27 protein-coding genes, 1 pseudogene and 1 riboswitch are annotated in these 26999 nt (G+C 66.2%); of the genes and pseudogenes, 7 read left to right on the top strand and 21 right to left on the bottom strand.

What is annotated here, in order from left to right:
• Positions 1-5: 5 nt before the first annotated feature.
• The gene (locus tag GFS60_RS06540; protein WP_159919788.1) at positions 6-1304 is read right to left on the bottom strand and encodes an LLM class flavin-dependent oxidoreductase; all 1299 of its coding nucleotides are present in this window, start codon (positions 1302-1304) and stop codon (positions 6-8) included.
• Positions 1304-2068 carry a 3-oxoacyl-ACP reductase gene (locus GFS60_RS06535; RefSeq protein WP_201453513.1) on the bottom strand — a complete coding sequence of 255 codons (765 nt, stop codon included), beginning with the start codon at positions 2066-2068 and terminating at the stop codon, positions 1304-1306. The genes GFS60_RS06540 and GFS60_RS06535 overlap by 1 nt, the downstream gene beginning before the upstream one ends.
• 48 nt (positions 2069-2116) lie before the next feature.
• A riboswitch (TPP riboswitch) is annotated at positions 2117-2220 on the bottom strand.
• Between the two features lie 82 nt (positions 2221-2302).
• Here GFS60_RS06535 and GFS60_RS06530 point away from each other — a divergent pair.
• Both GFS60_RS06530 and GFS60_RS06525 read left to right on the top strand, forming a co-directional pair.
• Entirely contained in the window at positions 2303-2761 is a 459-nt protein-coding gene (locus tag GFS60_RS06530; RefSeq protein WP_159919784.1) for a MarR family winged helix-turn-helix transcriptional regulator, read from the top strand.
• Between the two features lie 4 nt (positions 2762-2765).
• Entirely contained in the window at positions 2766-3188 is a 423-nt protein-coding gene (locus GFS60_RS06525; RefSeq protein ID WP_159919782.1) for an organic hydroperoxide resistance protein, read from the top strand.
• 19 nt (positions 3189-3207) lie between these two features.
• Here the strand turns inward: GFS60_RS06525 and GFS60_RS06520 are convergent, their stop codons facing one another.
• Together GFS60_RS06520 and GFS60_RS06515 are read right to left on the bottom strand one after the other, a co-directional pair.
• Positions 3208-4086, bottom strand: coding sequence for an oxidoreductase (locus GFS60_RS06520; RefSeq protein ID WP_159919780.1), 879 nt, complete (start codon positions 4084-4086; stop codon positions 3208-3210).
• Between the two features lie 40 nt (positions 4087-4126).
• The gene (locus GFS60_RS06515; RefSeq protein ID WP_159919778.1) at positions 4127-6109 is read right to left on the bottom strand and encodes a CocE/NonD family hydrolase; all 1983 of its coding nucleotides are present in this window, start codon (positions 6107-6109) and stop codon (positions 4127-4129) included.
• Between the two features lie 134 nt (positions 6110-6243).
• Here GFS60_RS06515 and GFS60_RS06510 point away from each other — a divergent pair, with 134 nt between their 5' ends.
• The gene (locus GFS60_RS06510) at positions 6244-7218 is read left to right on the top strand and encodes a pseudouridine synthase (RefSeq protein WP_442972180.1); all 975 of its coding nucleotides are present in this window, start codon (positions 6244-6246) and stop codon (positions 7216-7218) included.
• A gap of 22 nt (positions 7219-7240) precedes the next feature.
• On the opposite strand, the gene GFS60_RS06505 is transcribed toward GFS60_RS06510, so the two are convergent.
• The gene (locus GFS60_RS06505) at positions 7241-7894 is read right to left on the bottom strand and encodes a transglycosylase family protein (RefSeq protein WP_159919776.1); all 654 of its coding nucleotides are present in this window, start codon (positions 7892-7894) and stop codon (positions 7241-7243) included.
• Between the two features lie 262 nt (positions 7895-8156).
• Between GFS60_RS06505 and GFS60_RS06500 the strand changes: the two genes are divergently transcribed.
• On the top strand, positions 8157-9038 hold the full coding sequence (locus GFS60_RS06500) for a universal stress protein (protein WP_159919774.1): 882 nt from the start codon (positions 8157-8159) through the stop codon (positions 9036-9038).
• A gap of 13 nt (positions 9039-9051) precedes the next feature.
• On the opposite strand, the gene GFS60_RS06495 is transcribed toward GFS60_RS06500, so the two are convergent.
• Positions 9052-9780 (bottom strand): VIT1/CCC1 transporter family protein, encoded by a 729-nt coding sequence (locus GFS60_RS06495; RefSeq protein ID WP_159919772.1) that lies wholly within the window; start codon positions 9778-9780, stop codon positions 9052-9054.
• Positions 9781-9924: 144 nt separating this feature from the next.
• Between GFS60_RS06495 and GFS60_RS06490 the strand changes: the two genes are divergently transcribed.
• Positions 9925-10707, top strand: coding sequence for an SDR family NAD(P)-dependent oxidoreductase (locus GFS60_RS06490; protein ID WP_159919770.1), 783 nt, complete (start codon positions 9925-9927; stop codon positions 10705-10707).
• A 60-nt stretch (positions 10708-10767) separates the two neighbouring features.
• Here the strand turns inward: GFS60_RS06490 and GFS60_RS06485 are convergent, their stop codons facing one another.
• The 10 genes from GFS60_RS06485 to GFS60_RS06440 all read right to left on the bottom strand — a co-directional run bounded on the left by GFS60_RS06485 (position 10768) and on the right by GFS60_RS06440 (position 19556).
• On the bottom strand, positions 10768-11421 hold the full coding sequence (locus GFS60_RS06485) for a TetR family transcriptional regulator (RefSeq protein ID WP_159919768.1): 654 nt from the start codon (positions 11419-11421) through the stop codon (positions 10768-10770).
• Positions 11422-11567: 146 nt separating this feature from the next.
• Positions 11568-12986 carry a Re/Si-specific NAD(P)(+) transhydrogenase subunit beta gene (pntB, locus tag GFS60_RS06480; protein WP_159919765.1) on the bottom strand — a complete coding sequence of 473 codons (1419 nt, stop codon included), beginning with the start codon at positions 12984-12986 and terminating at the stop codon, positions 11568-11570.
• Between the two features lie 5 nt (positions 12987-12991).
• A complete protein-coding gene (locus tag GFS60_RS06475; protein WP_159919763.1) occupies positions 12992-14515 on the bottom strand; it encodes a Re/Si-specific NAD(P)(+) transhydrogenase subunit alpha in 1524 nt (507 codons plus the stop codon).
• Positions 14512-14667, bottom strand: a complete 156-nt coding sequence (locus GFS60_RS06470) for an acyl-CoA dehydrogenase (RefSeq protein WP_159919761.1) — start codon at positions 14665-14667, stop codon at positions 14512-14514. The genes GFS60_RS06475 and GFS60_RS06470 overlap by 4 nt, the downstream gene beginning before the upstream one ends.
• Positions 14667-15695 carry a phosphotransferase family protein gene (locus GFS60_RS06465; RefSeq protein ID WP_159919759.1) on the bottom strand — a complete coding sequence of 343 codons (1029 nt, stop codon included), beginning with the start codon at positions 15693-15695 and terminating at the stop codon, positions 14667-14669. Before GFS60_RS06465 ends, GFS60_RS06470 begins: the two co-directional genes overlap by 1 nt.
• The gene (locus GFS60_RS06460; RefSeq protein WP_159919757.1) at positions 15695-16147 is read right to left on the bottom strand and encodes a MaoC family dehydratase; all 453 of its coding nucleotides are present in this window, start codon (positions 16145-16147) and stop codon (positions 15695-15697) included. Before GFS60_RS06460 ends, GFS60_RS06465 begins: the two co-directional genes overlap by 1 nt.
• Complete coding sequence (fabG, locus tag GFS60_RS06455; protein ID WP_159919755.1) at positions 16144-16908, bottom strand: 3-oxoacyl-ACP reductase FabG; 765 nt, start codon at positions 16906-16908, stop codon at positions 16144-16146. The genes GFS60_RS06460 and fabG overlap by 4 nt, the downstream gene beginning before the upstream one ends.
• Positions 16905-17564, bottom strand: a complete 660-nt coding sequence (locus GFS60_RS06450) for an HAD family hydrolase (protein ID WP_236603390.1) — start codon at positions 17562-17564, stop codon at positions 16905-16907. The genes fabG and GFS60_RS06450 overlap by 4 nt, the downstream gene beginning before the upstream one ends.
• A 4-nt stretch (positions 17565-17568) precedes the next feature.
• A complete protein-coding gene (locus GFS60_RS06445; protein ID WP_159919751.1) occupies positions 17569-18327 on the bottom strand; it encodes an SDR family oxidoreductase in 759 nt (252 codons plus the stop codon).
• Positions 18328-18338: 11 nt separating this feature from the next.
• Positions 18339-19556, bottom strand: a complete 1218-nt coding sequence (locus tag GFS60_RS06440) for an acetyl-CoA C-acetyltransferase (protein ID WP_159919749.1) — start codon at positions 19554-19556, stop codon at positions 18339-18341.
• Between the two features lie 191 nt (positions 19557-19747).
• Here GFS60_RS06440 and GFS60_RS06435 point away from each other — a divergent pair, with 191 nt between their 5' ends.
• Positions 19748-20347, top strand: coding sequence for a TetR/AcrR family transcriptional regulator (locus tag GFS60_RS06435; RefSeq protein ID WP_159919747.1), 600 nt, complete (start codon positions 19748-19750; stop codon positions 20345-20347).
• Between the two features lie 133 nt (positions 20348-20480).
• Here GFS60_RS06435 and GFS60_RS38990 read toward each other — a convergent pair whose 3' ends face one another.
• The 4 genes and pseudogenes from GFS60_RS38990 to GFS60_RS06420 all read right to left on the bottom strand — a co-directional run bounded on the left by GFS60_RS38990 (position 20481) and on the right by GFS60_RS06420 (position 24872).
• On the bottom strand, positions 20481-21173 hold the full coding sequence (locus tag GFS60_RS38990) for a VOC family protein (RefSeq protein ID WP_236603481.1): 693 nt from the start codon (positions 21171-21173) through the stop codon (positions 20481-20483).
• 369 nt (positions 21174-21542) lie between these two features.
• A pseudogene (locus GFS60_RS38985) lies at positions 21543-21677 on the bottom strand (cytochrome C oxidase subunit IV family protein); the annotation flags it as partial.
• A 187-nt stretch (positions 21678-21864) separates the two neighbouring features.
• Positions 21865-24222 (bottom strand): LuxR C-terminal-related transcriptional regulator, encoded by a 2358-nt coding sequence (locus GFS60_RS06425; RefSeq protein WP_159919743.1) that lies wholly within the window; start codon positions 24220-24222, stop codon positions 21865-21867.
• Between the two features lie 191 nt (positions 24223-24413).
• Positions 24414-24872 carry an acyl-CoA thioesterase gene (locus tag GFS60_RS06420; protein ID WP_159919741.1) on the bottom strand — a complete coding sequence of 153 codons (459 nt, stop codon included), beginning with the start codon at positions 24870-24872 and terminating at the stop codon, positions 24414-24416.
• Between the two features lie 506 nt (positions 24873-25378).
• On the opposite strand from GFS60_RS06420, the gene GFS60_RS39910 reads away from it, so the two are divergent.
• The gene (locus tag GFS60_RS39910) at positions 25379-25513 is read left to right on the top strand and encodes a hypothetical protein (RefSeq protein ID WP_268962544.1); all 135 of its coding nucleotides are present in this window, start codon (positions 25379-25381) and stop codon (positions 25511-25513) included.
• Between the two features lie 254 nt (positions 25514-25767).
• On the opposite strand, the gene GFS60_RS06410 is transcribed toward GFS60_RS39910, so the two are convergent.
• Positions 25768-26880, bottom strand: a complete 1113-nt coding sequence (locus tag GFS60_RS06410; RefSeq protein WP_159919739.1) for an alcohol dehydrogenase catalytic domain-containing protein — start codon at positions 26878-26880, stop codon at positions 25768-25770.
• Positions 26881-26999 lie beyond the last annotated feature (119 nt).

The following is a 26999-nucleotide window of genomic DNA, read 5'->3' as shown; positions in this document are numbered from 1 at the left end:
TGTGTTCATTGTGGTGGCGAAGACAGATGTTCCCTCAACGTCGCCGTCTCGTACTCGGTACGGAACAGTCCGCGCTTCTGCAGTACGGGAACGACCTCGTCGACGAAGTCGGTGAGAGCGTCCGGATAGATCGGCGGCATCAGGTTGAAGCCGTCGGCGCCACCTCCGTGGAACCACCGTTCGATGTCGTCGGCGATCGACTCCGGCGTGCCGATCATCGTGCAGTGCCCACCACCGGCGGCCAGTGTTCCCAGCAACGCGCGGACCGTGGGCCGATCCTTCTCGATGATGCGCAGGATGGTGTCGTAGCGGCCCTGCGGTCCGGTGAACTCGGAGAGTGGCGGCAGGTCGGGGACGGGCGCGTCCAGTTCCCACTCACTGCAATCCTGATGCGTGAACAGGGACAGTTGCGCGATCGACTGTTCGACCGGCAGCAGGGCGTCGAGTTCGGCCTTCTTCCTGTGTGCCTCTTCTGTGGTCGATCCGACGTAGGTGACGAGACCCGGCATCACGGTCACGGCGTCGGCGTCGCGGCCCGCAGTACGGATGCGCCGCTTGACGTCTCGATAGTAACTCTGCGCGGATTCGAGGTCGTAGGCCACGGCATAGATCCCCTCGGCGCAGCGGGCCGCCAGGTCCCGACCCTGCTCGGAGGCACCGGCCTGGAAGAGGACGGGACGCCCCTGCGGCGACCGCGGCACGTTCAGCGGGCCGTCCACCAGAAAATGCTTGCCGCGGTGATGAATCGGGGCGACCTTCGCCGGGTCGGCGAACATCCCGCCCCGGTCGGGTGCCAACGCGTCGGCATCCCACGAATCCCAGAGCGCGAGTGCCACGTCGACGAACTCGGCGGCGCGCGAGTACCGCTCGTCGTGCGGCGGCATTTCCTCGAGTCCATGGTTACGGGCCTCCGCGTCGAACATGGAGGTCACGACGTTCCACCCGGCACGGCCGCCACTGATGTGGTCGAGCGATGCAAGCATCCGGGCGGCGTGGAAGGGCGTGTAGAAGGTGCTGGACACGGTGGTGACCAGCCCGATTCGCTCCGTCGCCCGGGCCATCGCCGACAACGCCGTCAGCGGTTCGAGAAACCACAGTCCGCCGGCGGCGGGGTCTCGCACCGAGTGTCCGTCGGCGAAGAAGACGGCGTCGAAGCAGCCACGTTCTGCGGTCTGCGCCAACTCTTCGTAGTAGGCGATGTCGGTGAGCCGTTCCACCTGCGACGCCGGGTGCCGCCAGGCGGCGCCGTGGTGTCCGCAGGCGAAAAGAAATGCGTTGAGGTGCAGTTGCTTACGTGCTGCCATCAGTCTTTGACCAATCCCCCGTCGACGACGAGATTCTGGCCGGTCACCGAACGCGACCACGGAGAGGCGAAGAACAGCACCGCGTCGGCGAATTCTTCCGGAGTGGTGACGCGTTGCAGGGGCGTACTCGCCGCGATGAGGTCGAACACCTCGTCCGGAGTGGCGGCGCTCGCGTCCGTGGTGCGCAGCAGCCCGCCCGACACCATGTTCACCGTGATGCCGTCGGGACCGAGATCGGCGGCGAGCGTGCGGGTCAGTGACAGTGCTGCAGCCTTGGCCGCCGTGTAATCGTGGTAGGGAACCACGGGGTTCTGGAACAAGTTGGTTCCGATGGTGACGATGCGGCCGAAGCCGATTGAGCGCATGCCCGGTAGTGCGGCTTGCGTGGTGTTCAGAGTCGCCTTGACACTCCCTTGCAGCTGCGCGTCGAAGGCGTCCCACGAGATGGCGTCGGCCTTGTCGCGGGCGTCACCGTTGAAGGAGAAATCGGCGAGGGCGTTGTTGATCACGGTGGTGACCGGTGAGCCGAAGTGGTCTGCCGCCGCGCCGAACAGGGCGTCGACCTGTTCGCGGTCCGTGACATCGGCCTGAAGCGCGATGGCCTGCCCGTCGCCCGCCTCCGCCGCGAGGTCCTCGGCCGCGTCTCGGCTACGACGGTAGTTCACCACCACCCGTGCGCCCTGCTCGGCGAACGAGCGCACGATGGCGGAACCGAGGCCGCGTCCACCCCCGGTCACGAGAACGATCTGCTTGTCGATCTGCATTGCGCACCTTTCGTCCGGCCGCGAGGAACGCCGGACGACCGCACGCATCAGCGGTCGGCGCGACATCCCTTCGCTAGCACTACCTAGTTCAGGTTCGACGGGTGTGTTCTCAGCCGCCCAGCTTTCGCCGGGCAGCACCCCGTGTCACTGGCGACAGTCTAAGCGCAGTCGCCCAGAGAAAAAGCCGCACCCATCTTTGTTGCGCACAATTAAGTTGTGTGCAACCATTCGGGGGTGACCGACCCTCTCACCCTCGACCGCCAGTTGTGCTTTGCCCTTTACTCGGCATCGCGGGCCATGACGGCCACCTACCGGTCGCTGCTCGAGAAGTTGGGCGTGACGTACCCGCAGTACCTGGTTCTGCTGGTGCTGTGGGAGCGGGACGGCCGCGGCGTGCGCGACATCTGCGACGCCCTGGATCTCGATACCGGCACCCTGTCACCGCTACTCAAGAGACTCGAATCGCTCGGGTTGGTCGAGCGTCGTCGCGACTCGGCCGACGAGCGGCGGGTCGGTATCCACCTCACCGAGGCCGGGACCCAGCTGCGGCATTCCGCCGTGGGCATTCCGGCCGCACTGGCCGGCTCGACAGGTATGGACGTCGACGAGCTCGTCGCCCTGCGGGACACCTTGAGTCGTCTCACCGAATCGCTACACCAGTACACCGCAACCGATCCCCTGAAAAGGAAGTAATCCCGTGCAGATTCTCTACACCGCTGAAGCCCTCGCCACCGGAGAAGGCCGTAACGGCCACGCCCGCACCTCGGACGGCCGACTCGATCTCGACCTTGCCATTCCCGTCGAGATGGGCGGTTCGGGCAACGGCACGAACCCGGAGCAGTTGTTCGCCGCCGGCTACGCCGCATGCTTCCACTCGGCACTGCAGATGGTGGCCCGCCAGGCCAAGGCAGATGTCACCGACTCGGCGGTCGGTGCGCGCGTCGGAATCGGCTCGGCAAACGGCGGCGGTTTCGGTCTCGCCGTGACCCTCGAAGTGTCCCTGCCCCACCTCTCGCGGGACGAGGCCCTCGAATTGACCGAGAAGGCGCACCAGGTCTGCCCGTATTCCAACGCAACTCGGGGAAACGTCGAGGTCACCCTCGACGTCACCGAGGACTGAACCTACCGGCGGGCGTCGGTCACGCGAAGGTGTATTCGACGCCCGTCAGGTTTTCGGACAGCGACCACAAGGCACCCGCGGTCTTCTCGTCCCGCGACTTGTTATTGGAACCGACCACCTTCGGGTGGCCACGCTGCTCGAACAGCCCGTCCGGCCCGAGGTAACTACCGCCCGCCACATCGGGAGCGGCGGCCGCGTACAGCATGGGCAGCGCACCCATCTCCGCTGACTGCGCGAAGATTCGGTTACCGACGGCCATCAGCTTGTCCTGTACCGACTCGGTGTGGGCCTGCAGATTGGTCGATGCGTAACCGGGATGCGCGGCCACAGCCTTGACCGACGACCCCGCCGCGGCGAGTCTGCGCTGTAGCTCGTAGGTGAACAAAAGATTCGCGAGTTTCGACTGTCCGTACGCGCTCCACCGGTTGTACTTGCGGTTTTCCCAGTTGAGATCGTCGAGGTCCACGGATCCCATCTTGTGCGCGGTGCTCGACATCGTGACAATTCGGTCGGTGATCTTGGCGAGGAGCAGGCCGGTGAGCGCGAAGTGGCCGAGATGGTTTGTGCCGATCTGCATTTCGAAGCCGTCGACGGTCTTACGCCGGGGAACCGCCATCACTCCGGCGTTGTTCACCAGCACGTCGACCGAATCGATGCCCGCGGCGAAGTCCCGCACCGAGGCCAGATCGGCGAGGTCGAGTCGGCGGACCTCGGCGTTGTCACCGATGGTGCGCGCGACCGCGTCGCCTTTCGTGGTGTCGCGGCAGGCGAGGACGACGTGGGCGCCCGCCTTGGCGAGTGCGCGCGCAGCCACCTCCCCCAATCCACTGTTGGCGCCCGTGACGACGAACGTCCGGCCCTGCTGATCCGCGATGTCCGCTGCTGTCCACTTGGTCATGAGAGCAACCCTACGGAAGTCGGGACGCGGCCAACACCCGTCACCACGCCGTTGCTCCGACCAGCGGGAGGTTGACGAAACTCGGCCTGTCCGGCGACAACCGGACATGCTGCGGCTTCAACTGGCTGTCCGCGAGCATCGGTCCGAGCGGCAGATAACGCGGAAAGCTGCTCGCGTACACGTCGACACGCAACCGGTGTCCGGGCGCCAGGACGGCGTCAGTGGGCACGAAGTTGATGTCCACGGGTGTGATCTCCCCGGGAACGAGGGGCTGGCGCGCCGCCACCGTCAGGTGGTGATGCGGTTCGGTGTAGTCGCCGTTGGGAGACTTCGTGCTCTGCGCATCGTCCACCGCACGCATCGACGCAGTGAGCGCCCCATTGGTCAAGGTCGTCGACGTACCGTCGGGGGCGACGTCGTTGAGTGTGACCGCCCAGAAACCGTCGGTGGCGTCGAGCACCGTCTCGAGATGCAGGTTGACAGGCCCCGACAGCTCGGTGGGCCGGGTGACGGGGGCACTGGTGAACGTGAGTCCCTCAGCCTCGTTGAAACGGGAGTCCTTGGTGCAGGCAGATCCGAAGATCACGGCCGCCCCGGCCGTCCCCTGGGCGCCGTCACGCGAGCACAGCGCCCGTAGGCCCGGCGCCACCGTCAGATTCGCGGAATCGGCGGGCTGCGCCGCGACGAGGCTGCCGTCGTGCGCAGCATGCCCCGCCGTGCCGCTCGGCGCGTTCGACAGATACATCCGCTGGTAGTCGACGCCGGCCCGGGGGAACGAATCGGTAGTGGTCCATCCGTTGCCCTGCTGATACAGCGTGACCGGGCCGTAGCCGTCGATTCCGTTGTCGACACCTTTCAACCACTTGTCGTACCAAGCGCGTTCGAGAACGTCGAGGCGCGGCGGGGCCCCCGGCTCACCGAACCCACCACCGAAGTTGATGTGGTAGGCGTCGCTCATGATCAGCTGCTTCTCGCCCGCCGGCAGGGGGATCTCGTTGTAGACCCGGGGCTCGCTGTTGGCGAAGATGTCGTGCCACGCGCCGTAGAGCATCGTCGGCACCTCGATGTTGTCCACCCGGGCCTTGCGCTCCTCGTAGAACTCCCCATCCTGCGCTACCCGCAGCGTGCCGGGATCCAGGTCGTTCACGGTGGGCGCTGTCATGGCCTCGAGGAGAGCCGGGAACAGCGTCAGGGGATCACGAAGCCGAGCCTGAAGCCAGGTCTGGTCGAAGCGGCCCTGCGCGAGCGCCTGCACGTCCGGAACGAACTTGAGACCGTTCACCAGAGAGAGCCAGAGGGGCATGAAACCGACACCCAGTCCGGCGCCGGTCCCGACGATGTCGCGGAGCAGATCGTTTCCGGGTTCGGTGGGGAAGATCGCCTTCAGGGCAGGCGGCTGATGACCCGCGGCCTGCAGGGAGTTGATGCCCGAGTAGGACACGCCGCCCATCCCGACTCTGCCGTCAGACCAGCTCTGCTTGCTGATCCAATCGATCACCTCGACGGAATCGCGCTGCTCGACCGGGCCGAGTGCCTGCCATTCGCCCTGCGAGAAGCCGGTGCCCCGCGCATCCACGACCACCTGCGTGTACCCGTTCTGCACGAGGTCACGGTTGACACCGAAAACGCGCATGCCGCCGCCTGACAGAACCTTCGCGGCCTCGGTGATGCCGTCGAACGGCGTCCCGGCGAGGTTGTAGGAATTCACCAGGTCGACAACGGTGTCTTCGAGCCCCGGGACCGCGAGCACGGAGTCGACGACGTTGCCGATCAACTTGGTATATGGCGTGACATTGAGCACCGAGGGCATCTTCGTGTCGACCGGAATGCCTGCCGCGTCGGCAGGCCGGTAGACGTTCGCCTTCAGCACCGTCCCGTCGCTCATCGTGATGGGCACGTCCCAGTCGATGGCGATGACCGGGTAGGCCGGCGGTGCATCGACGGCAGCCAGCCACTGTGCGGCTGCGGGTCCTCCGGTCGGGTCAGCGGACGCCGTGGGCGCTACAGCGAGCCCTATGGACATTGCTACCGCGACTGCCAATACACCTGGTCGAAACGCCCAGCGACGCACGATCACCTAAGAACCCCCGTGAACTTTCCGATGACGCGCCTCAGCGGCCAGGGTGGCCCGCGTCACAAACTTACCGGATAGTAACCATGGGTTCGCGCCAGGTCAACGCCGAGTTACAGACAAGCTGCATTACCGTCGACGGTGTGCCCGACGCCCCGCTTCCCGTTCGTGACGGCCTCAACCCGACGCGGCTGAGGACGCCCGACGACGGACCGTGGCCCACCGTCCTCGAGTACCTCGTCGGCCGCTTTCCCCACGACGAAACACGGCTCCGCGAGAAGGTGGCCGCGCGGGAGGTGGTCGACGAGCGGGGGCACCCCGTCACCGAGTCGACGGCGTTCGTCCCGCGGAGAGACGTCTATCTCTACCGGGATCCTCCGGTGGAATCGCGGGTGCCGTTCGAGATCGAGATCCTGCATCGCGACGAGAATCTGCTCGTCGTCGACAAGCCCCATTTCCTGGCCAGCACACCACGGGGCGCGTACATCGTCGAGTCCGCACTCGTACGGTTGCGCAGGAGTCTCGGACTTCCCGACCTGACGCCCGTGCACCGGCTGGATCGTCTCACCGCAGGAGTTCTGATCTTCACCGTGCGACGCGAGGTCCGGCGGGACTACCAATCGCTGTTCGATCGACGGGAAGTGCGCAAGGAGTACGAGGCGCTTGCCCGCTACGACCCCGAGTTGACTCTGCCGGCAACGGTCCGCAGCCGCATCGTCAAGCAACGCGGCGTCTTGAAGGCTTTCGAGACGGAGGGGCCCGCGAACAGCGAGAGTCGCATCGAACTGCTCGAAATCCGCGGTGGTTCCGCGCGCTATCGACTGCTCCCGCACACCGGCAAGACGCACCAGCTGCGGTTGCACATGAGCTCACTCGGCATCCCGATTTTCGGTGACAATTTCTACCCCGACTTCTATGACGTTGCCGGGGACGACTATTCGACTCCGTTGCGCCTACTCGCACGCTCGGTGGAATTCACCGATCCCTTGTCGGGTGCACCCCGCGGGTTCGTCAGTGAGCGGACCCTGACATGGCCGACGTCCACACCTCCGGCGCACTGACACTCAGCGAAGGGACGTCGAACTACTCCTGCGAGGCCGCCACCCTCTGCTCCAGAACCTGACCGGAGCCGTTCTGCTCGGCGAGGCGGCGGGCACTGTCCAGAGCCTCCTGGGCAGCCGCCTTCACCGCGGCCGCTTTTTCGGCCGGAGTGAGATCCCCGGGCGACGAGGGAGCCACTTCGGGCACAGGCGACGAGGGAGCCACTTCGGGCACAGGCGACGACGGAGCCACTTCGGGCACAGGGGGCGTCGGAGCCACTTCGGGCACCTCGCTCGCTTCCGGCACCTCGCCCACATCCGGCGTTTCCGGCGGCTCGTTCGTTTGCGGCACCTCGACGGGGTCTGTCAGGTATTGGCCGCAGTCCGGCCACGCGCCGACCCCCTGGCTCTGGAGCACCTTTTCGGCGATACGGATTTGTTCCGCTCGGCTCGCTTCCGACGGGTCGCCTTTTCCGCCATGGGATTTCCAGGTCTCGGGCAGAAATTGCAGGCCCCCGTAGTAACCGTTTCCGGTATCGATCGTCCAGTCGCCGCCGCTTTCGCATTCGGCGACGGCGTCCCAGTTGTGCGGTGCGGCAGACGCAACGCCGGTGCTCAGGCCCAGTGGAACCGTCACGGCTGCGCCGATCGTGGCAATCCACCCCAGGGTGCGCCTCTCGATGTGGCATGTGGTCATGCTGAGTCCTTCCTCTCCGCGCTCGCGGACATGGTCGGCTTCTCCCCTTTGTGACCTCCTCCCGATACCTCTGAGGCAGAAGTAAAGTACAGGTGTACGACTATTGTGTTGTGACAGGTGAATCTTCGGAATTCCGGATTTTCGACGCCGATCCGTCGCCGTGTCGTGACGAGTCCGTTACTTGCCGGAGGTGGGTCCGCAAAGTACGCGCATAAGGCACTGTGGACACAGGACGAGTACAGCCCGACGAAGGGAACCAGACGTGAGCACCTCTTCAAGCCATTCCGTCGTCGTCGGCCTCGACGGATCCGACGCGTCCACGGCCGCCGCCACGTGGGGCGCCGCAGTAGCAGCGAAATGGCGCGCCACACTGTCACTCGTCCACGCGCTGCCGCAGGACGGCCCGCTGTACAGCCCGGCGTCGATCATGCTGGAATCGCAGTTTCTCAGCCAATTGAGAGAGGACGGCGAGGCCATCGTCGACACCGCAAAGAAGCTACTGGGACAGCAATACCCGGATCTCACGATCGAGACGACGATCAGTCCCGGACCGGCGGGCACGGCCCTGGTCGAAGCCGCCGACTGGGCGCGACTCATCGTGCTGGGTTCGACCGGAGCAGGGGCGTTCCGGTCGGTCCTTCTCGGATCGACCGCGCTGCACGTGGCCAACCGTGCGGAGTGCCCGGTCGTCGTGCTGCGCGGCGAGGCGAGTGCGCCGGACGGTCGTCCCGTCGTGGTCGGAGTCGACGGAAGCGAACTCAGTCGCGACGCGGTGTCGCACGCATTCGAGTTCGCCTCCTTTTTCGGCGCGCCCCTGGTTGCGGTCCACACCTGGCAGGGCTCGCCGACATTCGGAGCGGGCGGCACCGGCATGCTCGTCGACTGGGAGGCGGTGAAACAGGAGGAAGCCGCCGTCCTGTCGGAGGGCTTGGCCGGAGAGTCGGAGCGGTACCCGGACGTCGCCGTCACGAAGGTGGCTCAGCAGGGCGCCGCCGCGGACGTCATTCTCCAGCACGCCACCGACGCCCAGTTGATCGTCGTGGGCAGCCATGGCCGTGGACCGCTGCTCGGCGCGCTGATGGGTTCGACGAGCCAGAACCTGCTCCACCACGCCACCACTCCGGTCATGATCTGTCGAAGCTGAGACTCGTCCGGCGCTACGTGATGCCGGTCCCCACCCACTGACCGATGCCATAGGTCACCCCCATGGCGAGTGCGCCGCCGAGCGCCACCCGCAGGACGGCGCGGGTCCGCCGAGCGCCGCCGAGAGTGGCACTCACCGACCCGGTCAGGGCGAGTGCGAACAGTACGGCCAGAAAAGTCACAGGGACGCGAAGGTGCACCGGCGTGAGAAGTATCGCCAGTAAGGGAATGGCAGCACCGAGAGTGAAGGACAGCGCCGAAGACCCCGCCGCCTGCCACGGATTGGTCAGTTCGTCCGGATCGAGACCCAACTCGGCGTCGACGTGCGCGGCAAAGGCATCGTGTTCGGTGAGTTCGCGGGCCACCGTGCGGGCAGTGTCCTCGCGCAACCCTTTTCGCTCGTAAATCGCCACGAGCTCTTCGAATTCGGCAGTCGGGGTTTCGGAAAGTTCCTGTTGTTCCTTCGACAGCAACGCCCGTTCCGTGTCGCGCTGCGTGCTCACCGACACGTACTCGCCGAGAGCCATGGACACCGCTCCGGCCGCCAGACCGGCAAAACCTGCGGTGAAGATCGCCGATCGCTCGGTGGTGGCCGCCGCGACACCGACCACCAGACCGGCGGTGGACACGATGCCGTCGTTCGCTCCGAGAACCCCGGCACGCAACCAGTTGAGGCGACCGGCCAGGGTGGGGCCGTGCGGTTCCCCGGCGGCATGCGAGGACTCAGCGCGTTCTGCGGACATGGGTTCAGGCTAGGCCCGCATGGTGTTGCCCGATAGCGAGGCAAGGCTGCGCTGTCGCTCGGTTCGCTGCGCGGTCGCTCGGTTCGCAGCGCGACCAAGCAGTTGCTAGGTTGTTGTGGCTCGTCCCCGATCATTGGAGTCCCTATGGCGGCACCCGGCAACAGCGTTCCCCCGCGGCGACTGTCCGCTCTGATCACCGGCGGCACAGGCGGCATCGGTTCCGCCGTGGCGCGGCAACTCGCGAACCACGGGCACCACGTGGCCATCACCTACCGATCCCACGCCGATGTCGCGGCCGACCTGGTGACCGAACTCGAGCAGACCGGTGTCACCTGCGCCGCCTTCTCCACGGATCTCGTCGACGAACTTCGCGTCGCCGAGGTCGTTCGGCAGACGGTTGAGCACTTCGGCGGGCTCGACATCCTGATTCACGCAGCGGGACCGCACATTCCGATGGTCCACCTGTCGCAGATCACGCCGAAGGATTACGCCGTCCATCTAGAACAGGAAGCTGTCGCGTTCTTCACCGTCGTCCGCGCCGCCCTCCCTGCCTTGCGGGAATCCGCAGGTTCCGTGGTCGCGGTCACGACCGCTGCCACCAGCCGCTACCCCGTCCGCGACGGCCTCTCGGCAGGCACCAAAGGTGCTGTCGAGCAACTGGTCAAGGGGTTCGCGGCCGAGGAGGGCCGCTTCGGGGTCCGCTTCAACTCCGTCGGCCCGGGCATGCTCACCGACGGAATGGCGCAGCGCCTCATCTCTTCAGCCGATCTCGACCAGCGCGCCCTCGACGTGGCCATGAGCCGCATCCCGCTGCGCCGTTTCGGCACGGCCACCGACATCGCCGAGGCCGTGTGTTTCCTGGCGAGTGACCGTGCGGGGTTCATCACCGGACAGAAACTCGACGTAGACGGTGGATACACGGCGTAAGGGGCCGCCGCCGACGTGCACATCCGTCAGCGAACTTCGTTGTCCGCAGTAGCCCGACCTTCAGCCGCCCAGTCGCCGGAACACGAGGCGGACAGCAAGAGTGAGGTGCGACATGACCTCGTCGACCGAAATGCGGCCGGCCACCCACGACACCAGGCTCGACATCCAGACGTCACCGATCACGCGTATTGCGTTCAGCTGGTCGTCGGAGATCTTCTCGACGCCGATGGTTTTGGCGAACATCTCGGTCATCAGCGCGCCGAAGGCATCGAGTTCGGCCGACGCCGACGCGTCGGCGAACATGAACGCCCGAACCAGCGCCTCGTATCGCGGTCGGTCCTTCTCCAGCACTTCCGTGTTCTTGCGGAGAACGAACAGAATCCGCTCGGAGGGCGTGTCCCCGGGAATCACGACGTCCTCGAAGCGGGCGCGCATTCCCTCGAACACCATGAGGAGACCCATGACGAGCATGTGGTTCTTCGAGGGAAAATACCGATACACGGTGCCGAGGGCGACCCCGGCCCTATCTGCGATCGCCCGCATCTGCACGGCGTCGTAGCCACCCTCGGACGCGAGTTCCATGGCCGCCGCGACGATGCGCTGATAACGCTCCCGCTGCGGTGCCTTCGCTGCCCGTGAGGGGAGTTGTCCGTGACGCAGCAACGACAACAGCCCGTCGCGGCCCGCGGTCAACGGCTCTTCAGCAGTGCTCATGGGGTCAGCCTAGCGAGTCAGCCGTGGCGTCGGCGGTGGCGGCTGCCCGGAGCCCGGCTGTCCGCCGCGCTCTACGACACGAACAAGACGCGCCCATTGCGGGGCCCGCATTCACGGTTCGCCGGGCGTCTACACGTCCCCGAAGGTCACAGCACACTGAGGATGTCGTCGACCCGCTGCTTCGCATCACCGAACAGCATCTGGCTGTTGTCGCGGAAGAACAAGGGGTTCTGCACCCCGGCGTAGCCGGCGGCCATCGAACGCTTGAACACGATGACATCCTTGGCATTCCACACCTCGAGCACCGGCATCCCGGCGATCGGTGACGCCGGGTCCTCGGCCGCGGACGGGTTGACGGTGTCGTTCGCGCCGATGACAAGAACCACGTCGGTGTCGGAGAAATCGTCGTTGATCTCGTCCATCTCCAGGACGATGTCGTAGGGCACCTTCGCCTCTGCCAGCAATACGTTCATATGGCCGGGTAGGCGCCCCGCGACCGGATGGATGCCGAAACGCACGTCGACCCCCTTCGCCCGCAACTTCGCGGTGAGATCGGCAACCGGGTACTGCGCCTGCGCGACCGCCATGCCGTAGCCCGGGGTGATCACGACCGACTTCGCGCCGGCGAGCAGCTCCGCCACGGCGTCCGCCTGGATCTCACGGTGCTCGCCGTAGTCGACGTCGTCCGCCGGTCCGGCCACCACGCCGAACCCGCCGGCGATCACCGAAATGAAGGAGCGGTTCATCGCCTTGCACATGATGTAGGACAGGTAGGCACCGGAGGAGCCGACCAGTGCGCCGACGATGATCAACAGGTTGTTGTTGAGCAGGAACCCGGAAGCCGCTGCGGCCCAACCGGAGTAGCTATTGAGCATCGAAACGACGACCGGCATGTCGCCGCCGCCGATGGACGCGACCAGGTGCCAGCCCAGGGCGAGCGCGAGGATCGTGATCACGATCAACAGCCACAGTTGCGGGTCGATGACGAACCACACGGTCAGGGCCGCGAAGACCACGAGCGCGCCGAGGTTGATCACATTCTTTCCCGGCAGTACCAGCGGCGCCGACTTGATCCTCGCCGAGAGCTTGAGGTAGGCGACGATCGAGCCCGTGAAGGTGACCGCGCCGATAAACACGCCGATAAACACTTCGGCACTGTGGATGCCGAGCAGTCCGGCGGCATCGAGCACCGCCGACTCGTGGCCGCCAGGATGGTTCTCGACGTGCAGGTAGCCGTTCCAGCCGACGAGCACGGCGGCCAGGCCGACGAAACTGTGCAACAGCGCGATCAGCTCCGGCATGCCCGTCATCTCGACCCTGCGGGCCAACGTGAGGCCGATGGTGGCGCCGAGGATGACCGCGACCACGAGCAGGACGGCACCGAGGCTGTCGACACCGCCGTCGAAGGCCAGCGCGGTGGTCGCGACCAGAGCGACCGCCATGCCGAGGATGCCGAAATAGTTGCCGAGCTTGGCGGACTCGTGCCGAGCGAGCCCCGCGAGCGTGAGCACGAAGAGGAGGGCGGCAACGAGGAAGGCCGCCACGGATGCAGAAGGTATGTCCATGCCGGTCAGCTCCTGGAGAACATGGCGAGCATGCGACGCGTAACCGCGAACCCACCGAAGATGTTGATGCAGGCCAACAGGACTGCTACGAATGAGATCACCGTGATCGCGGTGTCGCCCTTGCCGATCTGCAGCAGGGCGCCGACGACGATGATCCCGGAGATTGCATTGGTCACCGACATGAGCGGGGTGTGCAACGCGTGGTGCACGTGCCCGATCACGTAGTAGCCGATCACGATCGCCAGCGCGAATACGGTCAGGTTCAGCTGGAGCTGCGCGGGTGCGACGCCGATCAGCAGGAACAGGACCGCAGCCACCGCCGCGACGACGCCGAGCCGCTTGCCCGGGCTCATCGGCTCCTTCGGTTCGGCGGCGGCGGGGACAGTTTCCGCGGCGGGCGTGCGGGGTGCGGCCGAGACCTGCACGGGCGGTGGCGGCCAGGTCGACTCGCCGTCCCGCACGACGGTGATGCCACGCTGCACGACGTCCTCGAAGTCGAGGACGAGCTCCCCGTCCTTACCGGGCGTGAGCAGCTTGAGCAGGTTGACGATGTTGGTGCCGTACAACTGTGACGCCTGGGCGGCGAGCCGGCCTGCCAAATCGGTGTAGCCGAGGATTCGGACGCCGTTGTCGCTGACGACGCGCTCATCGGTCTTCGTCAACGCGGCGTTGCCGCCGTTGGCCGCAGCCATGTCGACGATCACCGAGCCGTTGCGCATGGCGGCGATGGTCTCCTCGGTGATCAGCTTCGGGGCGGGGCGACCCGGGATCAGCGCGGTGGTGATGACGATGTCTGCCGCACGCGCCTCCTCGTCGTACATCGCCGCGGTGGCGATCTCCTGCTCGGCGGTCATCTCCTTGGCGTAACCGTCGGCGCTGACCTCGGCCTCGAAATCGATCTCGACGAACTCCGCGCCCATCGACGCGACCTGCTCGGCCACCTCCGGGCGCACGTCGAAAGCACGCACGATCGCGCCCATGGCGGACGCAGCACCGATCGCGGCGAGTCCGGCGACGCCCGCTCCGACAACGAAGACCCGCGCGGGCGGGATCTTGCCGGCCGCGGTGACCTGCCCGGTGAACATCCGGCCGAACTCGTGGGCGGCCTCCACCACGGCGCGGTAACCCGCGACGTTCGCCATCGAGGACAGCACGTCCATCGACTGTGCGCGTGAGATCCGCGGCACGGCGTCCATCGACAGCGCCGTGATCGGGCGCTGCGCCAGGTCCGCGACGATTCCGTCGTCGAGCCGCGGGTTGAGCATCGCGATCAGCGTGGCTCCCGGCTGCAACCGGTCCCGCTGCGCGAGCGTCGGTGGGTTCACCCCGATGACCACGTCGGCCGTGAGCGGATCCCTCAGCTCGGCGCCCGCCTCGGCGTACGCGCCGTCGGTGAAGCCGGCAGGTTCGCCGGCGCCGGGCTCGACCACCACCTGGTAACCGAGCTTCTGCAGCGCGGCGACGGTCGTCGGCGTTGCCGCGACCCGAGTCTCCCCGGCACGCGCCTCCTTCAGCACTCCGATAATCATCGCGTCTCCCCCACCGTGAGGTCGACGAGGCCGTCGAGCGCGGCGCGGTGTGCGCCTGCGGTGCCGAACGCGACCTGGTCGGCCTTCGCCTTCAGGTACAGGTGCGTCGGGTGTTCCCACGTCAAGCGGTGCTCGAGCTCCTGGAAGCCCATCAGGTGTTCTCCTTCAGTGCGTTGAGGCCTGCGTCGAGCAGCAGGTGGACCGCTTCGCCGACGCGGTCGAAGCCGTCGCCGACCGTTTGGCCGTGCAGGTGGCGGTAGTTGATGCCCTCCATGATCGCGGCGAGCTTGAAGGCCGCGAGGCCGAGGTAGAAGCCGAACCCGGAGAGGTCGCGGTCACTGCCGCGTGAGTACCGCGCGATCACCGCACGCTCGTCGAGGAACCCGGGCGCAGTCGACACATTTCCCGCCGAGTCGCTGCCGGCGTCTGCATCGAGTCGGAAGTAGACGAGCATGAGCGCCAGATCTGTCAGCGGGTCACCGAGCGTGGCCATCTCCCAGTCGAGGACGGCGGCCACCTGATCGGAGTTGTCGACCAGGACGTTGTCGAGCCGGAAGTCGCCGTGCACGATGCCCGCAGCGGACTCGGTCGGCACCGACTCCGCGAGTCTGCGATACAGCTCGTCGGCGGCGGGCAGGTCACGGGTGTGCGACGCGTCGAGCTGCTTCTTCCAGCGGACGACCTGGCGGCCGAGGAACCCCTCGGGGCGCCCGAAGTCACCGAGCCCGACCGACGCCGGCTCGACCGCGTGCAGCGCGGCGAGCGTATCCACGAGGCGTTCGGAAATCGTACGAGTCCGCTCGGTGCCGAGCAGTTCGAGCTCGGACGCGGTCCGGTACGGCGTACCGGCGCACCGCTCCATGACATAGAAATCCGCGCCCAGCACCGCAGGATCGGTACACAACGCGAAGGTCCGTGGGACCGGCACCCCGGTGTTCTGGAGCGCCGACATGACCCGGTACTCGCGGTTCATGTCGTGGGCGGTCGCGAGCACGTGACCGAGCGGTGGCCGACGGACGATCCATTCCTGCCGGCCGTCGGTCACGATGTAGGTCAGATTGGACCTTCCGCCGGCGATCAGGGTCGCCCGCAGATCGCTGCCCGAGCCCGGGATTTCAGACGCGAACCACGCGCCGAGGACATCGAGATCGAGGCCGAGGGGCGTTTGTGCGGTTGCCATCACGGCACCACGACCGCGAGCATGTCGACGACGCAGGCCGGCTTGTCGCCGCCGTCCCGTTCGATCGTCACCCGGGTGGCGACCTGGTAGCCCAGCTTGTTCGGCGTGACCGAGGTCAGCTCCACGCCCGCCCGGACGCGCGACCCGACCGGCACCGGCGAGGGGAAGCGGAGCTTGTCGGCGCCGTAGTTGACGCCCATCTTGACGCCCTCGACCTTGTACACCTGCCAGGTGAGCATCGGCACCAGGCTGAGTGTCAGGAAGCCGTGGGCGACGGTCGTTCCGAACGGCCCCTCGGCCGCCTTCGCCGGGTCGACGTGGATCCATTGGTGGTCGCCCGTCGCCGCCGCGAAGGCGTCGATCTGGTCCTGGTTGACCGTGTGCCACTCGGAGTGACCGAGGTGCGTGCCCACGGCCTTCTCGAGGTCGGCGATGCCGTCGAAGACCCTCATGACTTCGGCCCGCCCGCGAGGTAGAGCACCTGACCGGACACGAAGCCAGCGCCCTCGCTGGCGAAGAACGAGACCGCGTGCGCGACGTCGGCAGGCTGGCCGGCGCGCCCGACCGGGATCTCCTTGACCAAGAAGGCCCTGAAGTCGTCGAACGGCACGCCCATCCGCTCCGCGGTGGCCTTGGTCATCTCGGTCTCGATGAATCCTGGCGCGATGGCGTTCGCGGTCACGCCGAACTTGCCGAGCTCGAGGGCCACCGTCTTGGTGAAGCCCTGGATCCCGGCCTTCGCTGCGGCGTAGTTGGCCTGGCCCCGGTTACCGAGCGCGGAGGTGCTCGACAGGTTGACCACGCGACCCCAGTTCGCCTTGGTCATGTAACCCTGCACGGCACGGGTCATGAGGAAAGTGCCACGCAGGTGGACGTTCATCACCGCGTCCCAGTCGGTGGTGGTCATCTTGAAGAGCAGGTTGTCCCGGAGGATCCCGGCGTTGTTGACCAGCACGGTCGGCTCGCCCAGCTCGGCGGCGACCCGCTCGACCGCGGCCTGCACCGCCGCCTCGTCGGCGACGTCGACGCCGACCGCACGTGCCCGGCCCCCCGCCGTCTCGATCTCGGCCACAACGGATTTACAGGCGGTCTCGTCGAGGTCGAGGACGGCAACGGCGAGGCCGTCTGCGGCGAGGCGCTTCGCGACACCGGCTCCGATGCCGCGGGCGGCTCCGGTCACGATGGCGGTCCGGGTCGTGGTGGGTGTGGTCATGCGGGAACTCCTGTGGGGTGGGGTGTGAGGCCTGGCACCAGTTCGGCCAGGGCGGCGCGCGTCGACGCGTGGTCGATGTGCAGCATGGATTGGAGGCCGGCTGCCCGCGCACCGATCACGTTGGGCTCGGCGTCGTCGATGAAGAGCACCCGGTCGGCGGGTACGCCGAGTTTGTCGACGGCAAGTTCGTAGATGGCGGCGTGGGGTTTGCGGAGTTCCACCTCGCAGGAGATCACGACCGGATCGAACAGTTCGTCGATTCGGGCGCGTGGGTAGGTGTTGCCCCAACTGTTGGAGAGAAGGCCGACCTCGAGACCGGTTTCGCGCAGGTCTTCGACCAGTTCGAACATTGCCGAGTCGGCCTGCATGCCGGCGAAGAGCCGGCTGAGCATCCCGTCCGGCGTGACTACGCGCCCGTCGGTGGTCTGCAACTCTGCCGCGAGCAACGCCTCGAAAGCCGCGACCGGGAGCGCACCGGTCTCCAGCCGATGGACCGGCGTACCGTCTTCGACATTACGGGACATCCAGGCACGCAACGTACGTGAGAACGACTCGGGCTCGATTCCATCCGCGGCTAGCCACGCCGCGATCGAGTCCCGCACCGGACCGGTGAGTACGCCGCCGTAGTCGAAGAGGACCGCATCAATTTCTCGCACCGGCTCACTCACCCATGCTCTGGAGGCTGACGCCGCCATCGACGACGACGGTTTGTCCGGTGACCCATGCGGCATCGTCGGAGAGCAGGAAGGAGACGACGCTGCCGATGTCCTCTGGTACGCCGAGCCGCTTCAGGGGGTACGCCGCGGTGACCGCGTCTTCGCGGCCCTCGTACAGCTTCGTGGCGAACCGCGTCTTCACCACCGCCGGAGCGACCCCGTTGATCCGGATGTCCGGCCCGAGTTCGACTGCCATCAATTCGGTGAGCGAGTTCAGCATGGCTTTGCTGGCGCCGTAGAACCCGATCCCGGGCGCCGTGCGAATACTGGAGAGCGACGACACGTTGACGATCGCGCCGCCGTTGTCCTTCATCCAGGCCTTGTGCGCCTGCTGGACCCAGGAGACCGCGGCGATGCAGTTGACCTCGACGATCTTGCGAGCAGCCGCCAGGTCTAGGTCGACGAGCGAACCGTAGACGGGGTTGATCCCGGTGTTGTTGACCAGGAAGTCGATGCTCCCGAAGGTCTCGACCGCCTGCCGCACCGCGTCGCCCTGGTGATCCGCGTCGTCGGCGCGGCCCGCGACGGCGAGCGCGACATCCGGACCGCCGAGGTGGGTCACGGCCTCGTCCAGGGCCTCTTTCTTGCGCGCCGTGATGACGACGCGGGCGCCGTCGGCGACCAGCCGCTCGGCGATGGCGAGCCCGATACCGCGGCTCGCTCCGGTGACGATCGCGGTCTTACCCTCGAAACGCTTGTTCATGTCAGTTCCTCTTACTTCAGACGTTCGATGACCATGGCCATCCCCATACCGCCACCGACACACATGGATTCGACGCCGAAGCGCTTGTCGTGCCACTGCAGTGAGTTGATGAGCGTGGTGGCGATGCGGGCTCCGGTCATGCCGAACGGGTGGCCGACGGCGATTGCGCCGCCGTTGACGTTGAGCTTTTCCAGCGGAATACCCAGCTGCTGCGCGGATCCGAGCGCCTGGACCGCGAACGCCTCGTTGATTTCGAACAGGTCGATGTCGGCCAGGCTCAGCCCCGCGTTGCGCAGCGCAGCCGGGATTGCGCCCACCGGCCCGAGGCCCATGATCTCCGGGGAGAGGCCGGTGACCGCCGTCGAGACGATCCGAGCCAGCGGCGTGAGACCCAGCTCCTCGGCTCTCGTGTCGCTCATGACGATCAGCGCCGCGGCACCGTCGTTGAGCGGACATGCGTTGCCCGCGGTCACCGTGCCGTCCGGGCGGAAGACCGGCGCGAGCCCGCTGACGCCCTCGAGGGTCGTGCCGGGCCGCGGACCGTCGTCGGCGGAGATGACGGTTCCGTCGGGCATGGTGACCGGCGCGATCTCGCGGGCCCAGAAGCCCTCCTCGATGCGTTGGCAGGCCAGATTCTGACTGCGCACGGCGAACTCGTCCTGCTCCTGGCGCGACATGCCGAGGACCTGCGCGACGTTCTCCGCCGTTTGTCCCATCGCGATGTACAGGTCGGGCAGGTGCCCCGTGTGCCGCGGATCCTGCCACCTCTCGGCATCGGCGGCCGCGCGCTCGGCGGTGCGGGCCTGAGCGGCGGTGAAGGCAGCGTTCTGCGCCTCGGGGTTGTCCGCGAACCCATGGGGATACCGGCTCACCGTCTCGACGCCGGCCGAGATGTAGGCATTACCCTCGCCCGCCTTGATGGCGTGGAAGGCCATTCGTGTGGTCTGCAGGCTGCTCGAGCAGTAGCGGTTGACGGTGACGCCCGGCAGGTGATCCAGCCCGCTCAGGACCGCGACCGCACGGCCCAGGTTGTTTCCCGACTCCCCTGCCGGCTGGCCCACCCCGAGAGCGAGGTCGACCACTTCTGCCGGGTCGAGTTCGGGCACCTTGGCCAGCGCGGCCCGGACCATCTGCACGGCGAGGTCGTCGGGACGCACGTCCTTCAACGAGCCCTTGACGGCCCGCCCGATCGGCGAGCGGACGGCGGAGACGATCACGGCTTCGGGCATCGATGTTGCGGCCTCTCTCAGCGACTGGCGCGTAAGTGACTAAGCGCTTGCTTAATCGCTACTATGGTGCACGGTACGGCGGCCCGTCAACCAGGCAGCCGACGGCATTTGTGTGAGCCGCGCCACCAAGCCCCCTGCGCGTCGATGCCCACCTCGACGACGCCCCTGCCGACAGAGACAATGGAATCGCGATGACCGAACAGACTGCCCTCTCCCGCGCCGAAACGTCGCGCGCCCGCCTGCTCGAGGCCGCGGTCACTGCGTTCGCCGAGAAGGGTTTTCACGGAACGACGACGCGTGACATCGCTTCGGCAGCCGGCATGAGCCCGGCGGCGCTCTACGTGCACCACAAGTCGAAAGAGGAGTTGCTCTACCTGATCTCCAAGGAGGGACACGACGACACCCTGCGGCTCATCCGGGGAGCCATCGCGGCCTCTGACAACCCTGTCGACGCACTCCGCAGAGTGGTGTACGACTTCGCCACCCACCACGCCCGCGACCACGTAGGAGCGCGGGTCATCAACTACGAGATCGGTGCGTTGACACCAGACCACCTCGCGGTGATCCGCCGACTGCGGCGGGAGATCGACGACGAGATCCGCGCACTTGTCGCGCGCGGGGTCGATGCCGGCGAGTTTCACCCTCGGGACCCACGGCTCGCCGCGACCGCCCTGCTCTCCCTCGGCATCGACCTCGCCCGCTGGTATCGCGAGGGCGGCCGCTGGACGCCCGATCAGATCGGCAAGGAGTATGCCGACATGGCACTCCACATCGTGGCCGCCCGCTCCTGACCGGTCTGCTCCCGACCGATCCGCTGTGCCATCGGGCCCGTTGCCGCCGGGTAGTCCGATCGTTCGTGCCACGCACCCGACGTGGCCGGGCCGGCCGCGATTTACCGTCCCGCCGGCCCGGCCGCGCCCGGGTTCACACGTACACGAAGCGGAAGTCGCCGATCGAGGTGTCGGCAGTTACTCCGGCGATGTGGAAGGCGGCGATCCCGTCGCGCTCGCCCTGGACGAAGCGGAGCTCGCCGCCGTCGAGCGCGATCCGGTCACCATCGGCGTCCACGCCGAGGACGGCTGCCCATGTCTTCGCCAGCGCAGCGGGCTCGCGGGCGGTCACCGTCGCTCCGGTCACGCGGCCCGGACCGAGCTCGGCTGGTGCCGTTGCGATCCATTTCGGGCCGGCCCAGCGCCACGACTCCGGCAACTTCATCGAGTCGATCGCCACGATCGCGCCCGGCACGTCGCCGGGATGGAGATGAATGTCGGTGTCGCCGTCGCGTTCCAGGTCGTAGACGGTGCGCAAGCCGAGCTGGTCGATTCGTGTGCGGGCGGCGGCGATGTCGTCGACCTGGAACATGACCATGTAGGCGCCGTCACCGCCGAGCCGATCGAGATGGCGGCCGGCCGCGGTCCCCTCCTCGAACGGCGCGATTACCTCGACGAACGAGTCACCGAGCGGCATGACTGCGTTGCGGACTCCGAACTGTTCGACCTCGGGATCGTTGAACGGGTCACCGAGTGGGAGCTGAGCCCGCAGCGCCTTGACGGCAGATTCGCGGTCACGTGCAACAAGTACGGCTTGACGGATTCGAGGCAGGGGGGAAGTGGTCATGACCGTACTATAGCAAGCGCTCTCTACCACGGGAAGGGCTTGTTGTCCCCACATCCGCCGCGACCGGGTCCCGACGAGGCCGGGGTCCGCGGGCTCAACCCGTCGGGATCGGCACGTCAGCGCCCGATGGCGTGCAATCCGGAGCACTGCAACATTTCTCCGGCGCGAACCGACTCCTTCGCAGGCGCCTGAAGAAGCTGCGAAGGAGTCGGTTGGCGAGGAGGCGTCGCTCTCGGCCGCGAGCCGTGGGACAGACGGTGGATGCGTTGTCAGCCGGTGATCGCCGGGGGTGGCGAACCAGAACTCGAGGATCAGACACGTCACCAGCACGATCCATCCCTCGAACGCGATCCGTACCGGCAGCGGCGCATGTCGCAGCTCCATGAAGTCCAGCATCACGAACCGGACTTTTACGGCAGGGATCAGGAAAATGCCGACGACAGCGATGGTTGGGCTGAGAGCATTCTTCGACAGAAGCCACGTGGAGGCGCAGGTAGCCGCCATCAACAGTGCCCAAACTGCTGTCGCCCGCATGTCTGGCACCGATCGAACTGACGCCGCGCCAGCCAGGCCGGAGCGCGCGCCAGCCACTCCAAACATCGACATCACAAACTGTCGTTGCAGTATTAAGTGCGTGCGCTCGTCGCGCCCCCGATGCCGGTGCCAATTCAGCGGGCGGTCACGCGAGCAGCTAGCGGGAGTCGTTGATCGATGCGAATCGCTGTGCTGCCACCCAGTTCACGATCTGCGCACGGGACGTGAAGCCCAACTTGGTCAGGATATTTTCCACATGTCCTTCGGCGGTACGCGGCGAAATGAAGAGCCGTGAGGCGATCTCACCGTTTGTCAATCCGTCCGTCACCAGTTCGGCAACCTCACGCTGGCGCGGGGTAAGCTCGCTGGGGTCTGGCTCCGCTTCGGAGCGACCTGCGCCGGCCCGTTGCCGCTCGCGGAGGGGTTCGCCCAAGGCGAATGCCACCGCAGCGTTTCCGTCTAGGCCGTGTCCGCGCTTGAAGGCACTGTCGAACGCGTCGTCGCCGATGGCCTTTCTTGCGGTAGCCTCGAATTGTCGGCGCCGAGCCTGGAGTTGGATCGATCCGAATAACGGCGCACCGATAGTCTGCCAGAGCGTGTCGGCGCCGCCCAGAATCACTGCTGCGCGTTTGCAATCGCCCTTCGCGACGGTGACCCAACCAAGGAAGTTCAAAGCCATCGCACGCCAAAAGATGTCGTGGATGGGCCGTCGGACTCTCAGTGCATCAAGCAGAAGTGTCTCTGCTTCCGTTAGGCGGCCACTCAGTAAGTGGAGGAAGGCGCGGACACATTTCGCATACGAGAGGAGCCAGCGTTCGCCGGCTACCTCGCACAGCCGCTCGAGTTCGTCGACCACGGCCGAGCCCTTGTCCAACTCGCCCAGCAGCAAGTACGTGATGGCCAGTGGAATGCGAAGTGAATTGGGGTAGTCCTGGGGTACGTTGACGGCGGCGTAGCGTTCCAGGGCTTCGACGAATAGCGGAATCCCGGCTGCGAGCTCGCCACTGAAGTTGCCCTGCATTCCGAGCAAGTGCGTCGCGTAGGCGCGAGCGGCATCGTCGTCGAGTTCGACGGCAAGCCGATGGGCTTCCGCGAGAAGCGCTGCTTGGGCTTCCCTATCCCCTTGGAGGATTGTGATGTAACCGCAGGTCGCTAAGGCCCAGGCGCGCTCGTGGCTGGGCGTCTTGTCTGCTTGAAGGGCCCGTTCGATCCAGTGGCGACCCTCAGTCATGAATCCGAGAGCGAGCCACATGAACCAAGGAAGACCAGCCATGCGAAGGGCGACGCCGATCTCGCCTGGCTCCGTGAGGGAGTATTCGAGTGCGCCACGCAGATTCGCGTGCTCGTCCTGAAGAACACTCGCCCAGTCCTCCTGTAGTGGGCCGAACCATTCGGTGGCGGCTTGCTCCACCAGCTGGAGGCACCAGTCCCTATGGCGGCGGCGAAACACCGGTTCGGATCCGCTCTCACGTAACCGAGCCTGCCCGTACTCTCGAATGGTCTCGAGCATGCGGAAACGGACGCGTCCCCCATGCTCCTCGCGCACGAAGATTGACTTTTCGGTCAACTCGGCAACCGTGTCGAGAATGGTCTCAGGGGGAATTTGTTCGTCCGCACAGACGGCTTCGAGGGCACTGAGTCCGAAGCCGTTTGCGAAGACTGCGGCACGCGCCCACAATTCCTGCTCGCGCACGGCACAGAGGTCGTAGCTCCAGTCGATTAGTGCCTTTAAGGTCTGGTGCCGTTTCGGTGCACTCCTGCTCCCCGAAAGAAGTAACTCGAACCTGCTGTCGAGCCGATTTGCAAGGTCCGAGACATCCAGCACGCGCAGTCGGACGGCGGCCAGCTCGATTGCGAGCGGGATGCCTTCCAGCCTGTGACAGAGGCGAATGACTGCCGCTTCATTGGCAGGACTGATGGTGAACCCGGGCACTGCCGACGAGGCTCGGTCGGCGAACAGAGAAACTGCCGGAAAGCCGGTAGCCATGCCAGGTGTGTGCGGAGCTCTCGGGTCTGGGACGGGGAGAGGTGGAACAAGATAGATGTGCTCACCGGTGATCCGGAGGGCTTGCCGACTGGTAGCGAGGATCTTCAGTTCCGGTGCCATCTTGAGCAGAAGCTCAGCGAGGTCAGCGACAGCCTGCAGCAAGTGCTCACAATTGTCGATGATCAGGAGCATCTGCCGACCGCGTAGATGGTCCGCCAGGACGGTTGTGGGAGGCCTCGTGGACTGCTCCAGCAACTCGAGTGCGTTCACCACGGTGTGTGGCAACAGGGCCGCATCCTTCAAGGCTGCCAGTTCGACCAGGCAGACCCCGTCGGGGAAGGCGCGGCGGACGTCGCTTGCCACCCGCAGCGCTAGCCGCGTCTTCCCGACGCCGCCTACGCCGGCGAGAGTCACCAGCCGCGCAGTCGATAGGAGTGTCCGTACCTCAGCAGCCTCCTTCCGGCGGCCGACGAAACTGGTCAGCTCCGCGGGAACACCGGACGGTCCATTCCCAGACCGTACTGCCATGACACACTCCACTCGCACCACCTGAGCAACGACCAGGTGCCGGACACGTTACCCGCGGGTTATCGCGTCGACAACGCGGCTCACTGAAGTGGCAGACCAGTCTGACGTGGCCTCCACAGTCCCCGCCATGTGCGATCAGCTCCTCTGCGTGCAATGCCGTGGCCGCGAAACCATCCCTGGGATTGCCGCGGCTATCCGGTGGCCGATTCGAACAGCCGCCGCAGCACGTCAGGGATCGGCACCGGGCGCCTGGTGTCACGGTCGACATAGACGTGCACCCACCGGCCCCGCGCGGCTATCGCCGCCGTCTCGGGCAGCCCGGCAGAAAAAAGCCCGAGGTCATAGGTGACGCTGGTCCGGCCCAGCCTGGCGACACGGATTCCCACCTCCAAAGCCTGCGGGAACTGCAGCTGCTCGAAATACCGGCATCCGGACTCGGCGACGACGCCTATGGCCGGAGCCGCAACCGGGTCGAAACCGGAGTGCTCGATCATCCAGTTGTTGATCGCCGCATCGAAGAGTTGGTAATACACGGCATTGTTCAGATGGCCGTACATGTCGTTGTCGGACCACCGTGTGGTAGCCGCACGGCGCACCGTGAAATCTTTCACGGTAGGACTTTCGCGTACATCGACTGCCTCAGCGCTCATCTTGATTTCTCCGTCATGTCGGTCCGCAAGAGTTGCGGACGGGTGTGGGGAATAAAAGTGTGTTGCCTAATGAAATGATTGAACAGCGCCTTGTCAACAAGGTTTCATTAAAAGTGTCAGGTCAGGGACTAGGTCGCCAAGGACTGGGAGACCCTACTCGCCGCGGCGGTCATCGAGAACGTCGGCCGCCGCGACTTCGACGTCATCGATGACGCAAAGCCGTCGAACTCCTGATCTGCGAGTGCGGAACCGCCGAGAAGGCCGCCGTGAAACTCGCGAAGTCCAAGGCTGGATCTCCCAAGGACGCGCCCTGTACAACTTACCCACGAACTCCACACCGCCCTTACGTAGCGGCGAACTCGCCATTCGCACCGCCCGCTCGCTCGCGCCATCCCACCAGAGAAGCAAGTTGAGGCCTGGAACTCCGAGCGCGAGCGTAACATCAAGGTGTTGAACTAGATTCGTCTCCCACTGACAGCGGCCGTAAGCCGGCGGAACGAGTGCCGGTGACCGCCGCGAAGGTCACCCGCACCTTCCGGCGCCTCGACGCCGACCCTGCAATTCTCGCGAAAGCACTGATCGAGTACCTAGACGACGACGGCCTTCGCTCCCTCCTCGCCGCACCGAGCGACCGGACCTGAACAAGCCTGCAGCGAATCACCGAAGCCCCGTTCTCGTTCCTGGCCCGCTCCCCACTGTCCGACGATTCCCGCACTGGCTGAGTCGCAGTGGCCAAACATGCGTCAGATGAGGACGATGACGTCGCTACCGCTGAACTTGCAGAGGGACGCTCTGGTTGCACTCGGACGGGCGCCACCGCCCTCCGATGTACAGTCCGGTCGGGACGGTCTCTAGTAGCGCCTGCTGGGAGGTCTGGGTGCTGGTCAAGGCTTCCTCACTTCTCGTCGAAGATGATGACTTGCCGGATGGCGTTGCCGTCGGCGAGTTGGTCCATGGCGGAGTTGATGTCCGAGAGCGCGATCCGGGACGAGATCAGCTTCTCGACCGGGAGTTTTCCGTCGCGCCACAGCTGCGCAAAGACCGGAATGTCACGGGACGGTACCGCGGAGCCGAGGTAGCTGCCGATGATGGTCCGCGCGCCGGCCACCAGGGCGAGCGGCGAGACCGACGACCGGGCGTCCGGGGCCGGGAGGCCGACGGTGACGGTGGTGCCGCCGGGGGCGGTGGCGGTGAGGGCGGTCTCGAAGGCGCGGGGGTGCCCTGCCGCCTCGATGACGATCGGCGCCTGGATGTTCAGCTCGGCGACTTCTTGGGGAGTGTAGGTCGCGGACGCACCCAACTTTGTTGCCTGAGTGAGCTTGTCGGGATTGGAGTCGACGCCGATCACCTCGCCCTCCCCGAGGGATAGCGCAGTGATCAGCGCCGCCATGCCGACACCACCGAGCCCGACGACCATGACCGCTTGGCCCGGGGTCGGGCGGCCGGCGTTGATGACCGCCCCGCCACCGGTGAGGACGGCGCACCCGAGTACGGCGGCGATGTCGGGTGGGACGTCGTCTCCGACGGGTATGACCGAACGCTGGTCGACGACAGCGTGCGTGGCGAAACCGGAGACGCCGAGGTGATGTTTGATGTCAGTGTCGTCGCGGTGCAGGCGGATACCGCCGCCGAGGAGGGTGCCCGCGTTGTTCGCTGCGCTGCCTGGGGAGCAGGGCAGTTTGCCGTCGGTTCGGCATTCGGCGCAATTGTTGCAGCGCGGCAGGAAAGCCATGACGACGCGCTGCCCGACGACCAAATCGGATACACCGGCGCCGAGCTGTTCGACCCGGCCTGCCGCCTCGTGGCCGAGCAGCATGGGGATCGGCCGGGGACGGTTGCCGTCGACGACGGACAGGTCGGAGTGGCAAATTCCGGCCGCTTCAATCCGGACGAGGACCTCGCCGGGTCCCGGCGAATCGAGTTCGAGCTCGGTGATCGAGATCGGTGTGGAGTCCGCGTACGGCCGTGGACGGCCGCTCGCCTCGAGAACGGCTCCGCGAATCTTCATAGTGCGTGTGTTTCCCTTCTACGGCGTCTCACAGCACTGGCTGCAGACCGCTCTAACGGCAACGCGGGTGTCCGCCATGAACGGGACCATTCGGCGACGACAGATTTTGGACGGTGCAG

The sequence above is a fragment of the Rhodococcus sp. WAY2 genome (genome assembly GCF_009859915.1).
GTDB classification, from domain to species: Bacteria; Actinomycetota; Actinomycetes; order Mycobacteriales; family Mycobacteriaceae; genus Rhodococcus_F; species Rhodococcus_F oxybenzonivorans.
This window is presented reverse-complemented; position numbering and strand designations above follow the sequence as displayed.

Bases quoted from the DNA above. Each gene is read 5' to 3' on its own strand.
- GFS60_RS06425 (WP_159919743.1), bottom strand. From the start codon at position 24,222: ATGGCAGTACGGTCTGGGAATGGACCGTCCGGTGTTCCCGCGGAGCTG.
- GFS60_RS06505 (WP_159919776.1), bottom strand. From the start codon at position 7,894: ATGACCACATGCCACATCGAGAGGCGCACCCTGGGGTGGATTGCCACG.
- GFS60_RS06475 (WP_159919763.1), bottom strand. From the start codon at position 14,515: ATGATTATCGGAGTGCTGAAGGAGGCGCGTGCCGGGGAGACTCGGGTC.
- GFS60_RS06465 (WP_159919759.1), bottom strand. From the start codon at position 15,695: ATGGCAACCGCACAAACGCCCCTCGGCCTCGATCTCGATGTCCTCGGC.
- GFS60_RS06490 (WP_159919770.1), top strand. From the start codon at position 9,925: ATGGCGGCACCCGGCAACAGCGTTCCCCCGCGGCGACTGTCCGCTCTG.
- fabG (WP_159919755.1), bottom strand. From the start codon at position 16,908: ATGACCACACCCACCACGACCCGGACCGCCATCGTGACCGGAGCCGCC.
- GFS60_RS06435 (WP_159919747.1), top strand. From the start codon at position 19,748: ATGACCGAACAGACTGCCCTCTCCCGCGCCGAAACGTCGCGCGCCCGC.
- GFS60_RS06485 (WP_159919768.1), bottom strand. From the start codon at position 11,421: ATGAGCACTGCTGAAGAGCCGTTGACCGCGGGCCGCGACGGGCTGTTG.
- GFS60_RS06440 (WP_159919749.1), bottom strand. From the start codon at position 19,556: ATGCCCGAAGCCGTGATCGTCTCCGCCGTCCGCTCGCCGATCGGGCGG.
- GFS60_RS06515 (WP_159919778.1), bottom strand. From the start codon at position 6,109: ATGTCCATAGGGCTCGCTGTAGCGCCCACGGCGTCCGCTGACCCGACC.
- pntB (WP_159919765.1), bottom strand. From the start codon at position 12,986: ATGGACATACCTTCTGCATCCGTGGCGGCCTTCCTCGTTGCCGCCCTC.
- GFS60_RS06535 (WP_201453513.1), bottom strand. From the start codon at position 2,068: ATGCAGATCGACAAGCAGATCGTTCTCGTGACCGGGGGTGGACGCGGC.
- GFS60_RS06495 (WP_159919772.1), bottom strand. From the start codon at position 9,780: ATGTCCGCAGAACGCGCTGAGTCCTCGCATGCCGCCGGGGAACCGCAC.
- GFS60_RS06510 (WP_442972180.1), top strand. From the start codon at position 6,244: ATGGGTTCGCGCCAGGTCAACGCCGAGTTACAGACAAGCTGCATTACC.
- GFS60_RS06470 (WP_159919761.1), bottom strand. From the start codon at position 14,667: ATGGGCTTCCAGGAGCTCGAGCACCGCTTGACGTGGGAACACCCGACG.
- GFS60_RS06460 (WP_159919757.1), bottom strand. From the start codon at position 16,147: ATGAGGGTCTTCGACGGCATCGCCGACCTCGAGAAGGCCGTGGGCACG.
- GFS60_RS06540 (WP_159919788.1), bottom strand. From the start codon at position 1,304: ATGGCAGCACGTAAGCAACTGCACCTCAACGCATTTCTTTTCGCCTGC.
- GFS60_RS06420 (WP_159919741.1), bottom strand. From the start codon at position 24,872: ATGAGCGCTGAGGCAGTCGATGTACGCGAAAGTCCTACCGTGAAAGAT.
- GFS60_RS06445 (WP_159919751.1), bottom strand. From the start codon at position 18,327: ATGAACAAGCGTTTCGAGGGTAAGACCGCGATCGTCACCGGAGCGAGC.
- GFS60_RS06520 (WP_159919780.1), bottom strand. From the start codon at position 4,086: ATGACCAAGTGGACAGCAGCGGACATCGCGGATCAGCAGGGCCGGACG.
- GFS60_RS38990 (WP_236603481.1), bottom strand. From the start codon at position 21,173: ATGACCACTTCCCCCCTGCCTCGAATCCGTCAAGCCGTACTTGTTGCA.
- GFS60_RS06410 (WP_159919739.1), bottom strand. From the start codon at position 26,880: ATGAAGATTCGCGGAGCCGTTCTCGAGGCGAGCGGCCGTCCACGGCCG.